Origin of the sequence: Mesorhizobium sp. M1D.F.Ca.ET.231.01.1.1, assembly GCF_003999155.2 — a bacterium.
Lineage (GTDB): Bacteria > Pseudomonadota > Alphaproteobacteria > Rhizobiales > Rhizobiaceae > Mesorhizobium.
Window position 1 is genome coordinate 691,878 of record NZ_RZOZ02000001.1, and the last position, 12,833, is coordinate 704,710.

At 63.2% G+C, this 12,833-nt stretch carries 11 protein-coding genes, 1 tRNA gene and 1 pseudogene; 7 read left to right on the top strand and 6 right to left on the bottom strand.

The features are described from left to right. Positions 1-7: 7 nt before the first annotated feature. The 5 genes from EN874_RS03435 (at position 8) to EN874_RS03455 (ending at position 5,460) form a co-directional block, all read left to right on the top strand. Entirely contained in the window at positions 8-1,585 is a 1,578-nt protein-coding gene (locus tag EN874_RS03435) for an ABC transporter ATP-binding protein (protein ID WP_168247350.1), read from the top strand. Further along, positions 1,582-2,694, top strand: coding sequence for an ABC transporter permease (locus tag EN874_RS03440; RefSeq protein ID WP_127424059.1), 1,113 nt, complete (start codon positions 1,582-1,584; stop codon positions 2,692-2,694). Before EN874_RS03435 ends, EN874_RS03440 begins: the two co-directional genes overlap by 4 nt. Continuing rightward, positions 2,694-3,614: an ABC transporter permease gene (locus EN874_RS03445; RefSeq protein ID WP_127424060.1), complete on the top strand. Its 921-nt coding sequence runs from the start codon at positions 2,694-2,696 to the stop codon at positions 3,612-3,614. The genes EN874_RS03440 and EN874_RS03445 overlap by 1 nt, the downstream gene beginning before the upstream one ends. Before the next feature lie 51 nt (positions 3,615-3,665). After that, entirely contained in the window at positions 3,666-4,733 is a 1,068-nt protein-coding gene (locus tag EN874_RS03450; protein WP_127424061.1) for a BMP family ABC transporter substrate-binding protein, read from the top strand. Positions 4,734-5,022: 289 nt separating this feature from the next. After that, the gene (locus EN874_RS03455) at positions 5,023-5,460 is read left to right on the top strand and encodes a hypothetical protein (protein WP_127424062.1); all 438 of its coding nucleotides are present in this window, start codon (positions 5,023-5,025) and stop codon (positions 5,458-5,460) included. Between the two features lie 186 nt (positions 5,461-5,646). On the opposite strand, the gene rimO is transcribed toward EN874_RS03455, so the two are convergent. The 5 genes from rimO to EN874_RS03480 all read right to left on the bottom strand — a co-directional run bounded on the left by rimO (position 5,647) and on the right by EN874_RS03480 (position 9,662). Next, the gene (rimO, locus tag EN874_RS03460; protein ID WP_127424063.1) at positions 5,647-6,960 is read right to left on the bottom strand and encodes a 30S ribosomal protein S12 methylthiotransferase RimO; all 1,314 of its coding nucleotides are present in this window, start codon (positions 6,958-6,960) and stop codon (positions 5,647-5,649) included. A 139-nt stretch (positions 6,961-7,099) separates the two neighbouring features. Continuing rightward, the gene (locus EN874_RS03465; RefSeq protein WP_127424064.1) at positions 7,100-7,756 is read right to left on the bottom strand and encodes a TerC family protein; all 657 of its coding nucleotides are present in this window, start codon (positions 7,754-7,756) and stop codon (positions 7,100-7,102) included. Positions 7,757-7,947: 191 nt separating this feature from the next. After that, positions 7,948-8,355 carry a DUF930 domain-containing protein gene (locus tag EN874_RS03470; protein WP_168247351.1) on the bottom strand — a complete coding sequence of 136 codons (408 nt, stop codon included), beginning with the start codon at positions 8,353-8,355 and terminating at the stop codon, positions 7,948-7,950. A gap of 857 nt (positions 8,356-9,212) precedes the next feature. Continuing rightward, positions 9,213-9,440 (bottom strand): hypothetical protein, encoded by a 228-nt coding sequence (locus EN874_RS03475; RefSeq protein WP_127424065.1) that lies wholly within the window; start codon positions 9,438-9,440, stop codon positions 9,213-9,215. 12 nt (positions 9,441-9,452) lie between these two features. After that, positions 9,453-9,662: a hypothetical protein gene (locus tag EN874_RS03480; RefSeq protein ID WP_127424066.1), complete on the bottom strand. Its 210-nt coding sequence runs from the start codon at positions 9,660-9,662 to the stop codon at positions 9,453-9,455. Positions 9,663-9,789: 127 nt separating this feature from the next. On the opposite strand from EN874_RS03480, the pseudogene EN874_RS03485 reads away from it, so the two are divergent. Beyond that, positions 9,790-10,194: pseudogene (locus EN874_RS03485) on the top strand (ATP-dependent DNA ligase); the annotation flags it as partial. 451 nt (positions 10,195-10,645) lie between these two features. Here the strand turns inward: EN874_RS03485 and EN874_RS03490 are convergent. Further along, a tRNA-Ser gene (locus EN874_RS03490) sits at positions 10,646-10,735 on the bottom strand. 788 nt (positions 10,736-11,523) lie between these two features. On the opposite strand from EN874_RS03490, the gene EN874_RS03495 reads away from it, so the two are divergent. Beyond that, entirely contained in the window at positions 11,524-12,789 is a 1,266-nt protein-coding gene (locus EN874_RS03495; RefSeq protein WP_127424067.1) for a septal ring lytic transglycosylase RlpA family protein, read from the top strand. Positions 12,790-12,833: the final 44 nt, after the last annotated feature.

Here is a 12,833-nt window from a genome sequence, read left to right on the forward strand (position 1 = left end):
TGACTGGATGGGAGGCACTGTGAGTGCAAATCATGACAGGGCGAACCTGCTCGAGGTTCGTGGCCTTACGAAGATCTTCGGCACGCTGACGGCGTGCGATCATATCGATCTCAACATCGCGAGGGGCGAGATCCACGCGCTACTTGGCGAGAACGGCGCCGGCAAGTCGACGCTGGTCAAGATGCTGTTCGGCTCGCTGGAACCGAACTCGGGCGAGATCTTCTGGGACGGCAAGGCTGTCAGCATCACCAGCCCCGGTGTCGCCAAGAAGCTCGGCATCGGCATGGTCTTCCAGCATTTCTCGCTGTTCGAAGCGTTGACAGCGGCCGAGAACATCGCGCTTTCGCTGAACGACGGCTCGCCGATCAGCACCATTGCCGCGAAGGCGCGGGCGCTCTCCTACAGCTACGGCCTGCCGCTCGATCCGGAATCGCTGGTCGGCGATCTTTCCGTCGGCGAGCGCCAGCGCATCGAGATCATCCGCTGTCTGTTGCAGACGCCGCAACTCATCATCCTCGACGAGCCGACCTCGGTGCTGACGCCGCAGGAAGCCGACAAGCTGTTCGAGACGCTGGAGCGGCTGCGCGCGGAAGGCAAGTCGATCCTCTACATCTCGCACCGGCTGGAAGAGGTCAAACGCATCTGCGACCGCGCCACCGTGCTGCGCCACGGCAAGGTTGTGGGCCACTGCAATCCGCGGCAGGAGACGGCCGCGTCGCTCGCCCGCATGATGGTCGGCAATGAGGTCAAGGCGGTGGTGCGCGCGCCGGCCGAAGGCATCGAGACCGCGCCGGCACTGCTCGAAATCCGCGGCCTTACCCGCAAGCCCGCGACGCCCTTCGCCATCCCGCTCAGGAACGTCAATCTTTCCGTGCGCGCCGGTGAGGTGATCGGCATCGCCGGTGTCGCCGGCAACGGCCAGGGCGAGTTCTTCGAAGCCGTCTCCGGCGAGGTGCTGCAGCAGGATTCCGGTTCGGTGCGCATCCGCGGCAAGGATGCCGGCGGGCTTTCGATCACGGGCCGTCGGCTGATGGGCGCCGCCTTCGTGCCGGAGGAACGGCTCGGCCATGGCGCGGCGCCCCGAATGAAGCTTTCGGAGAACCTTTTGCTGTCGCGCCACGCCACCGATGGCAAGTCCTTCGTCGGCTCCGGCGGCATGGTCAAGAACGCCTCCGTCTACAGCGCCGCCCAGCGCATCATTGCGGCGATGGACGTGCGCAAGAGCGCACCGGACCCTGAGGCGGCGGCGCTTTCCGGCGGCAACCTGCAGAAATTCATCGTCGGCCGCGAGCTCGACCGCAAGCCGAGCGTCATGGTCGTCAACCAGCCGACCTGGGGTGTCGATGCCGGTGCCGCCGCCCACATCCGCCAGGCGCTGATTGAACTTGCCCGCAGCGGCTCGGCGGTTCTCGTCATCAGCCAGGACCTCGACGAATTGTTCGAACTGTCGGACGCGATCGCGGTCATGCACAACGGCGAATTGTCGGCGCCGCTGCCCATCGCCGAAGCCACCTTCGAAAAGATCGGCCTGTTGATGGGCGGGGCCGAGCCCGGCCACGCCGAACACACCATGGAGACGGCATGATGCGCCTCGAACTGGTCAAACGCCCGCAGCGCTCGGCGCTGTTTTCGGTGCTCTCGCCCTTCATCGCCTTCGCGCTGACGATGCTTGCCGGCGGCATCATGTTCGCCTTGCTCGGGGTCAATCCGCTCGATGCCTTCAACATCTATTTCATCCAGCCGGTCAGCGAGGTCTGGCAGCTGCACGAGCTGGCCATCAAGGCGGCGCCGCTCATCCTGATCGCGGTCGGCCTGTCGGTCTGCTACAAGGCCAACATCTGGAACATCGGCGCCGAGGGGCAGTTCATCCTGGGCGGTATCTTCGGCTCGATCATCCCGGTGCTGTTCCCTGAGTTCGAAGGCCCGCTGGTGCTGCCGCTGATGCTGTCGCTCGGCATGGTCGGCGGCGCGCTCTATGCAGCGATTCCGGCGCTGCTGAAGACCCGTTTCAGCACCAACGAGATCCTCACCAGCCTGATGCTGGTCTACGTCGCGCAGCTCTTCCTCGACTGGCTGGTGCGCGGCCCATGGCGCGACCCGCAGGGCCATGGTTTCCCGCAGACCATCCAGTTCGGCGACTCGGCCGTCCTGCCGGAGCTGATGCCGGATGCCGGCCGCGCCAATTGGGGCTTCGTCTTCGCGCTGGTCGCGGCGATAGCGATCTGGCTGATGATGAGCCGCATGTTGAAGGGTTTCGAGGTTCGCGTGCTGGGCTCGAGCCCGAGGGCAGGGCGCTTCGCCGGCTTCGGCTTCAACAAGATGGTGTTCTTCACCTTCCTGCTGTCCGGCGCATTGGCCGGCCTTGCCGGCATCTCGGAGGTGTCCGGCGCCATCGGCCAGCTACAGCCGGTGATCTCGCCCGGCTACGGCTTCACCGCCATCATCGTCGCCTTCCTCGGCCGGCTCAATCCGCTGGGCATCGTCGCCGCGGGCCTGGTGCTGGCGCTGACCTATCTCGGCGGCGAGGCGGTGCAGAGCGCGCTCGGCATCTCCGACAAGGTGGCGCGCGTGTTCCAGGGCATGCTTTTGTTCTTCGTGCTCGGCTGCGACACGCTCATCCATTACCGCATTCGTCTGATCGGCTTTGCCGCGCCGAAACTCGAGGCGGCGCCCAAGCTGGAGGAGGCACGCTGATGGACATCACCGTCAACATCCTTTTGACCATCGCGACGGCGGCGACGCCGCTCTTGATCGCGGCGATCGGCGAGCTCGTGGTCGAGCGCTCCGGCGTGCTCAACCTCGGCGTCGAGGGCATGATGATCATGGGCGCGGTCGGCGGCTTCGGCGCCGGCTATCTCACCGGTTCGCCCTGGATCGGCCTGCTTGCGGCGATCATCGTCGGTGCGCTGTTTTCGCTGCTCTTCGCCGTCATGACGCTGTCCTTGGCCACCAACCAGGTGGCCACCGGCCTGTCGCTGACGCTGCTCGGCCTCGGCCTCTCCGGCATGATCGGCACCAGCTTCGTCGGCCAGCCGGGCGTCAGGCTGCCCAACCTCGACATCCCTGGGTTGACCTCGATCCCGGTCGTCGGCAGGCTGATCTTCGGCCAGGATCCCCTGTTCTACATCTCGATCGCGCTCACCGCCGCGGTGATGTGGTTCCTGTTCAGGACGCGCACCGGCCTGACGCTGCGCTCGATCGGCGACAGCCACTCTTCGGCGCATGCGCTGGGCATCAAGGTCATCCGCTACCGCTACCTTGCGGTGATCTTCGGCGGCGCCTGCGCCGGTCTTGCCGGAGGGCATCTGTCGCTGGTCTACACGCCGCAATGGGTCGAGAACATGAGCGCGGGCCGCGGCTGGATCGCGCTAGCGCTTGTGGTGTTCGCGTCCTGGCGCCCGTGGCGGGTGCTCGCCGGCGCCTACATCTTCGGCGCGGTGTGGATCGGCCAGCTTCATGCACAGGCTTTTGGCATTCCTGTGCCTTCGCAGTTTCTTTCTTCGCTGCCCTATCTGGCAACCATCGTGGTTCTCGTTCTAATCTCGCGCAACAAGCGTCTGACGATGATGAACACGCCGGCTTCGTTGGGGCAGCCGTTCGTTCCGGATCGTTGACGACAACAAAAAGACGGGAAGCTCCAAGGCTTAATTCAGAGAGGTAACACGATGAAAAAACTGCTTATTGCCCTTATGACCACGGCTGCGGCCCTGTCGCTGGTGGCGACCGCCGAGGCGGCAGGCAAGCTGAAGGCCTGCTGGGTCTATACCGGCCCGATCGGGGATTTCGGCTATTCCTACCAGCACGACCAGGGCCGCCTCGAGGTGGAAAAGGCGCTCGGCGACAAGGTTGAGACCGCTTATCTCGAGAACGTCTCCGAAGGCCCCGACGCCGACCGCGCCTTCGAGCGCCTGGCGCGCGAGAAGTGCAAGATCATCTTCGGCACCTCCTTCGGCTTCATGGATGCCGAGGTGAAGGTCGCCAAGAAGTTTCCCAAGGTGATGTTCGAGCATGCCACCGGCTACAAGACCGGCGACAATCTCGGCATCTACAACGCGCGTTTCTATGAAGGGCGCTATGTGCTCGGCCAGATCGCGGCCAAGGAATCGAAGAAGGGCCTTGCCGGCTACATAGTCTCCTTCCCGATCCCCGAAGTGGTGATGGGCATCAACTCCTTCATCCTCGGCGCGCAGTCGGTCAATCCCGACTTCAAGGTCAAGATCGTGTGGGTGAACTCCTGGTTCGACCCGGGCAAGGAAGCCGATGCCGCCAAGGCGCTGTTCGACCAGGGCGCCGACATCATCGTCCAGCACACCGACTCGACCGCCGCGCTGCAGGTCGCCGAGGAGCGCAAGCTGCACGGCTTCGGCCAATCGTCCGACATGATCAAGTTCGCGCCGAATGCGGCCTTGACCTCGCTGACGGACGAATGGGGCCCGTACTATATCAGCCGCGTTCAGGCGGCGCTCGACGGCACCTGGAAGCCGGACAATGTCTGGCTTGGCATCAAGGACGGCGCGGTGAAGCTCGCGCCCTTCACCAACATGCCCGACGACGTCAAGGCCATGGCCGAGGCGACCACGAAGAAGATCGCCGACGGCTGGAACCCCTTCACCGGCCCGGTGTCCAAGCAGGACGGCTCGCCCTGGCTGAAGGACGGCGAGGTTGCCGACGACGGCACGCTCCTCGGCATGAACTTCTACGTCAAAGGCATCGACGACAAGCTGCCGCAGTAAGCTGCGACGAAGTTTCGAACACGGAGGGCGCCTTGCGGCGCCCTTCGACTTTTTGACTCGGCCAGGAGCGCGTCCCGCTTTGCTCGGTTGGCGAGAGATCATGGGCGCCAAGTATTTGACGCCTGCCTCACTTCATTTTTGCAGAATTCCATATCTTCATGCTCCTGGCACAATATCTGCGGCCGGTTCGTGATAATTTTCACATACGTCAACGACCTCTACTTCCATGTTGCTCGGGCAGATCGAACGAAAGCAGCGGGCGTGACAAGCGCCTGCAGAAGGAGGTCTTATGCAATTGAATAAAAAGCTTTTGGCAATCATCGGGAAGCGCATTCCGGCCATTTACGATGTCATTCCGCACGGACCGCAGGGCGGGCTTGCGCGCGTCGCCCTCAATCCACAGCCGCTGCCGCCGCATGAACTTGGCGCCGCGGTTGCCGACGAGTTTGTCCGCTCCGCTTGGGTGGCCGAGCGAGGCGGTCTCGATATGAAGGCGGTGTTGAGCGACCTTGACGACTGGTGCCCCACGCGGCCGAAGATACCGAAGCTTCCGCCGTGGTGGGGCCCATTTCCGCCGGAGCCGGAGCCGCGCCCCGAGTGGTTCGTCGACTACCATCTGGGATTTGCCGCTCGGCTGTCGGCGATCGCAACGGGCACGCGCCTCGATAAGACTCTCGATCAAGTGATCGACCGTTCCCTGGCAGCGATCGAGGCGACGAGGCTCTGACGAGCTGCTGAAGCCGAGAGCCGATAGAGCAATTCCATGAAAAGTGTGACCGGTTTTTCGTCCGGAATTGCGTAAAAACAAGGAGATAGGGCGTTTCGCCGTCTCCGTGAAACGGTGAAACGCATTAGTCCAAGGGCGCCAGAAGGCGCCCTTTTTCATGGGGGGATGCCTACTCTCGCGCGGCCATCAGACCGCCGAGCCGTAGAGGTCATAGGCGTCGGCGCGGTCGATCTTGACCGTGACGATCTCGCCGGCACGCAGCGGGCGCCGCGACTGGATGTGCACGGAGCCGTCGATCTCCGGCGCGTCATATCTGGTGCGGCCCTTGGCCGAGGTGCCGTGCGCTTCGTCGATCAGCACCGGCAGGCGCTTGCCGACCTTCCTGGACAGCTGCGTTGCCGAGATCTTCTGCTGGCGCTGCATGAAGCGGTGCCAGCGCGCTTCCGTTATCTCCTGGGGCACTTGCTCGAGGCCGAGATCGTTGGAGCGCGCGCCGTTGACCGGTTCGTATTTGAAGCAGCCGGCGCGGTCGATCTTTGCCTCGTCCAGCCAGTCGAGCAACATCTGGAAATCGTCTTCGGTTTCGCCCGGAAAACCGACAATGAAGGTCGAACGGATGGCGAGATCCGGGCAGACCTCGCGCCAGCCGCGGATGCGCTCCAGCGTCTTTTCGCCATGGGCGGGGCGGCGCATGTTCTTCAGCACCTGCGGCGAGGCATGTTGGAAGGGGATGTCGAGATAGGGAAGAATTTTTCCCTCCGCCATCAGCGGGATGACGTCGGCGACATGCGGGTAGGGGTACACATAATGCATGCGGATCCAGATGCCGAGCTTGCCAAGCTCCTCGGCGAGGTCGAGGAATTTTGCCCGCACTTCGCGATCGCCGAACAGGCTCGTCTGGTATTTGATGTCGATGCCGTAGGCGCTGGTGTCCTGCGAGATGACGAGGATCTCCTTGACGCCGGCCCTGGCGAGCTTTTCGGCCTCGCGCAGCACATCGGCCGCCGGCCGCGAGACGAGGTCGCCGCGCAGCGCCGGGATGATGCAGAAGGTGCAGCGGTTGTTGCAGCCTTCGGAAATCTTCAGATAGGCGTAATGGCGCGGCGTGAGCTTCACGCCTTGCGGCGGCAGGAGATCGACATAGGGATCATGGCTCGGGGGCGCGGCCTCATGCACGGCCGCCATCACGCTCTCATAGGCCTGCGGACCGGTGATCGCCAGTACATTGGGGTGCTTCTCGCGGATGACCTCCGGCTCGGCGCCGAGGCAGCCGGTGACGATGACGCGGCCGTTTTCCGAAAGGGCGGAGCCGATCGCGTTGAGCGACTCGTCGCGCGCGGAATCGAGGAAACCGCAGGTGTTGACGACGACAAGATCCGCCCCGTCATGCTTGCGGGCGATCTCGTAACCTTCGGCGCGCAGCCGCGTGATGATGCGCTCGGAATCGACGAGCGCCTTCGGGCATCCAAGGCTGACGAAGCTGACACGAGGGGCAGACATAAGGTTTTCCAGGCTTTTCGGGATCGGCGGCGCAATATCACACTAATTGCGGCATTGGTATGGGCTGGCCCGTGGTGCGGCAAAACGCAATGCGAAGGGCCTGCTCACCGGCCGTCCGAAGCCTGCGCCAGAGGCGGTGTCAGCTCACTGCGTTGTTGACGTGCGGCCAGACTTCCATCGCGCCGCGGTAGACCATGTCGAGCGCGACATAGAGGATGATCAGCAGGCCGACATAGGCGATCCAGCGGTAACGGTGCAGCAGCCGGGCAATGAAGCTCGCGGCAAGGCCCATCAAGCCGATCGAAAGCACGAGCCCGATGATCAGCACCCAGAAATGATCCCGCGCCGCGCCGGCGACGGCCAGCACGTTGTCCAGCGACATCGACACGTCCGCGATAACGATCTGCAGCGCCGCCTGGCCAAGTGTCTTGCGCGGGGCCTTGGCGATCGACTTGTCGCTGTCGAGATCGGAATTGGCCAGCGCCTCCGTCGCTTCCTGCTCGTCGGCGGGCGAGGTTCGCAGCTCGCGATACATCTTCCAGCATACCCACAACAACAGGATGCCGCCGGCGAGCAACAGACCGACAATGGCCAGCAGCTTGACCGTGACCGCCGCGAACAGGATGCGCAGCACCGTGGCCGCCAATACGCCGATCAGGATCGCCTTCTTGCGCTGCTCAGAGGGCAGGCCGGCGGCCGCCAGCCCGATGACGATGGCATTGTCGCCCGCAAGCACCAGATCGATCGCGATGACCTGAAGAAGGGCGCTCAGGCTTGCGGCGCTGAAAATATCCATCGTCTGGAAGCCCTTTGCTGTTCGCCGAGTGCCGGTCGTCGAATATCCCGACGCCCTAACGTGTATGGCTCCCGCGCGTCAAGAGAACCAGCGGGAGCAAGCGCTTGCGCATCGCCTTGTTCCACCGGAATTCATATGGATTCTGCAGCCGGGAAGGCTTGGTTCGGGTCCGGCCGATCGTGGCCGACCGGTCAATCATAGAGATTGTATTTTGCCCAGTCGGTTTCCGGGATCTCGTCGCCGATCTTGTAGCGGAATTGCAGCACCTGCATGTGGTCGGGCGCCGTCTGGCACTTGAACTTCAGCCGGTACCACTGACCCTTGCTGCGAAAAGCGGCGCCGGGGCTCCTGATCGCGTCGGCGCTCATCTGCGGCGTGGCGAAGGCATAGGCCACCACGCGGTCGGCCTTGAATTTGTGATCGTCGTGGCTGATCCGGTCGAGCACCTCGGCGTCGCAACGCTGCTCGAGACGAGTCTGCGGATCGAGTTTCAGCAGGCCGGCGCGAAGTGCGTTGTCCATCGCCTTGGCCGGCCAGGCCAGCGCCAGAGAGGCGAGGACCATCAGGCAGAGCTTTTTCATGGGCGCGACAAGCAGCATGTTTTGTCTGAGAAATCAACCAAACGCACGCGCTTGTGAGATTGCTGCCGGCTTCGGCAACGCTCGTCCTTGTTTCTTCGTCAGCAAGGCCCGGCTGCTGCTGAGAACGTCGTAAAATGCCGACTGGAAGATGCCGCTTTGGCCCGGTGCTACCCGAGAGCAGGGTCATGATCCGTTGCCGTCGTTTCACCGGTTCCTTCCGGCGCCTGGCCATCGCCGGAACCGGTCGTGGGAAGCACCGTTACGTCCATTCGAGCGATCCGGGAAGCCGCTCGCCCTTGCGCATTCGGCTCGGTGTCTCCCGTCTCCAAAACGGAGGCCTTGGCAAGATGGCCAACGCTTTCGGCGCTCTTGCCGGGAAAAGTTTCTTCGGATGGTGACTAAGGTCTGAGATTACGCTGCACGGCGCCAGCATTGTGCTGATTTCCAATGGGAGAGGTCATGGCTGCGCTCCAAGGTGGATGATCGCTGCCATTAGCACGGCTGGCTGGCGCCAACCTTGCGGGTTTCAGCAATTGCTAATGCAGCAATGTGCCGGCAGACCGAGCCTGTAAGAGAGTGCCCGGCTACATGTTGCTGCAGGGACGGATAGGCGGTCTCGGCTTGTACGGAAGTGTTTGGCGCCTGAGAGGAACGTCGGCGAGCGACGTTCGGATCGGCTTGACAATAGCTGTGGTGGATTGAGCGGTGGCCACACGCCTGGCGAGCAGCGCCGCCGACATTTTGGCGATCTTCGATGCTATACTCAAGGACTCCTCCCGAGAGACCTACTCCAGCAGTGCGTTTCTACCACAACCGCCGACGCGCCCGCATTAAACTTTAACGGGTGGGGAGGAATATATCGATTAACCCGACCATCAGACTGCGTCCGGTTGGAATTTCGGCAGCGGCCGGCACGACATGTCGACGTTGGCGGGCTCATGCGTTGCCTCCACCAAAACGGCTGCGGCGTGCTCGACCTTGTCGGCCAGATGATCAACCCTATCCATGCGCTTCACAACCCGGTCATGCAGCATCGCCAACCGTGCAGCGTGGTACTGCGCACTTCGCTTTTCGCCGTCCGAGTTGAGCGGTTCAAACAACATGCCGCCAGCTCCTTAATGCATGCTTGGTGGCACCAACTTCAACAACCGGCGCCGGGCTGCTTTCGCACGCGCTTGCCCGGCTCGGATCCGGCTGCAAAGCGCCAGGCTGATCGCAAGCCCGCGATTCTCACCAAGCATTGCCTTCGCTTCCTTCAGGGAGAGCTCCGCCCGCTTCGCGCGTTGCCTCGCCGCCGCCATTTCCAGAACGATCAGTTCGACCATTGTTCGGCACCCTTTCGGTTTGCCGTCCCTTCGAGAAATCAACCGGCGCTGACAGCTTTTGTTCCTGCGGCGCAGGCGCACAGGGGCGGGCATGAAGGCGACCCATCCCAAGCCAACCGGACCGGCCAACGAGGCGGGCCTCTCCGATTTCCCCGCGCTGCCTTCTGCGATTACCAGGCGCCGGCAAGACCTTTACCTCGTCGCGTTCGATCTCCTGCACCTCAACGGCCACGATTTGCGCGACATGCCGCTGAAGGACCGGCGCGAGATCCTGCAGGCATTGACGCCCGCCGGAGGCCATATCCAGTTCAGCGAGGCTCTGCCGGGCACAGGCGATGCCGTCTACCATCTGGCATGCGAAGCCGGCGTGGAAGGCATCGTCTCGAAACGGCTGGACAGCGGCCAACCGCAGCGGCTCGACGATGAACTGGCGCAAGAAGTGCTCCGTCGAGAAGGAAATGGACATCATCGCGTGAAGCGTGAGACCGGCAAGGCGGCCATGGTGCTGATGGCCGACAACGGACGCTACGTGCGAACAGGAGATCGCTCGCCTGATCGCCGCCTATGGGCAAGCAGAATGCGAATACCAAACTCTCGCTGATGCTGCGGAGCAGTTGGAGCGCGACGAGGAGTTTCGGGCGGCGGAAAAGCAGGTGGATGCTGCTTTCTCGACCTGGAGCGATGTCTTCAAGGCGCCGTTGTCCGCCTAGTGGCAGAAAAGTCACGCGGCTTTAATATGCGGGGCTTCAACTAGGGCGCGCTTATTATCGATCTCAGCGAGGCGTACCGTCCTGACGGCGAGGGGGCAGCGGAGCGCTCGCTGCGGCAACGTAGCGGGCGCTTCCGATTCGGGCGATGGCAATCCCCGCCACGCGGGCTGCCAGCTTCGGCTTCCGGGCCTTTTTTTGTTTTTTCAGGCGGGCTGGCAACCGTTATGGCAAGCCTACGAACTGGCACCTAACTGATTGATTCGTATATATTTTTGGCGGAGGGAGTGGGATTCGAACCCACGGTGAACTTGCGCCCACGCCGGTTTTCAAGACCGGTGCCTTAAACCGCTCGGCCATCCCTCCATCGTGGCATTTCAACCACTTAGGATCATCGCTATCGGTCGATCGACGCCAAATTGGCGCCGGAGGCGTGTCCGACCGGTTCGCGCTTCTCCTCTAGTGCGGTGATCGGGGCCGCGTCAACCACCGCGGCGATGCCTTCCCGCTGTCAGGCATAAGATGCGCATGCCCGGCTGCTCAGCCGGCCGGGGGCCCTTTGTCTGTGGCGGAAAAGTCACGCGGCTTGAATATGCGGCGCTGCAACCGGCGCGCGCTTATTATCCGGCCAGGCGAGGCGTACCGTCATCGACGGGCAAAGGGGACGCACCTGACCGCAGGCGTCTCAATTCCTCCCGAACTGGCGCCCGCTACGGAAAACGTGGTGGGCGTTTTCTTACCCACGCGAAGGCCAGCCGGCCGCGAAACTCTCGCGGCCAAGATCCTCAAGCGATAGCCAAAATAGATGAAGCGAGTCATCCGTTCGGTCTAGAAACCCCTTGAGGATGCCCATGCTAGACTCTTGGTTGGCGCAGGGAGCTCCGGCGCTGTGAGCGCCGGTTGGAAAATGGAAGTCCCCCTCCAAAAAGCTGCCCCTCCATCCGGCGCTCATCTATTCAAGGCTCGCCTTTCCTGGGAAGGCTCGCCGTTCTTGGCAGTCTCGCCATAATCTCGCCCGGTTCCGGCCATAATCGATTAACATCGTGATAAGCAATTCCTGTGCACAAAGGGATTGGGGATCAAGGTGTTGCTGGCATTCGCGGGCGCTTTGGCTCCGACTGGTGGCGGCGAGACTGTAGGGGACAATCGAAATCATGCAGACCTCGGCGCGCCCGCGTCTTCGTCGCGCTCCTGCCTTCGCGCTGTGCGCCCTTTCTGCGGTGCTGCTTGCCGCCTGCACCTCCACGCCGCAGCCGAAGTCGATGGTCGACAAGCGTCCGCGCTCCAAGGAGTATTTCGCCGAGTCCGAATATGGCGTGAAGGCGAGCCCGCGCGTTGCCTTCATGCGGCGCGGCGGCGGTCGCGACCAGCTCGGCAAGCCCTACCAGGTCCGCGGCAAGTGGTACTATCCCAAGGAAGACAAGAAGTATGCCAAGGTAGGACTGGCGTCCTGGTACGGCGATGCCTTCCACGGCCGACTCACCGCCAATGGCGAAGTCTATGACACGGCCCAGCTCACGGCAGCGCATCCGACCATGCCGCTGCCGAGCTATGCCCGTGTCACCAACCTCGATACCGGCACCTCGATCATCGTGCGCGTCAACGACCGCGGCCCATACCATGAAGGCCGCATCATCGACGTCTCGGAGCGCGCCGCGCAGATGCTCGACTATGGCAAGGTCGGCACCGCCAAGGTGAAGGTCGAATATGTCGGCCGGGCGCCGCTCGACGGCAATGACGACCAGTATCTGATGGCCTCCTATCGTCCCGGCAGCAGGCGCCCGGATCCGTCCGACGGCCTGCCGACCGGCGTGATGGTGGCCATGAACGGCCCGTCGCCCAGCGTTCAGACGGACGCGCCTCCGCCCGCCGTGCCGTTCCCTGGACAGCTTACCAATTCGGGAGGCGCCTTCGCCGCGCAGCCTGGCCTGTCGGAGCAGCCGGCGGTGCAACCGGCGATGTCGGCGCAGGCGCCGGGCCCGAGCGACGTCGTGCTGCCCGATTTCGGGCCGATCGTGCCGGAGCGGCCGGAGTACCGGCTGCCGCCGAACTCGCCTTTCGCGATGGCCTCGCTGTCCTACGCGGATGAGCGCGTCAATCGCGCCGACGTCTTTGCCGCCCTCGACGGCAGCGGCATGTCGCCGGCCGACATCTTGCAATCGTGGAAGAAATCCAATCCGCAAGGGCAGGCGCCGGCTTCGGATTATGTCGCCGCCGGATCCTTCGACGATGCCGCCGAAGCAAAGCGCGTGGCAGCGGCTCTCGAGCAGTTCGGCAGGACCGAAATCCAGCGCACCGAGCTCGACGGCAATGATTGGTACGCGGTCAACGTCTATCCGGACGGCCATGGCAGCATCGACGATATGCTGCAGGCGGCCTGGTCGCACGGGGCGCCGGACGCATTGGTTGTGCGAAACTGATCAATTTCGCGAGCGCCGTTGATCCGGCGGAACGAACCCTGATA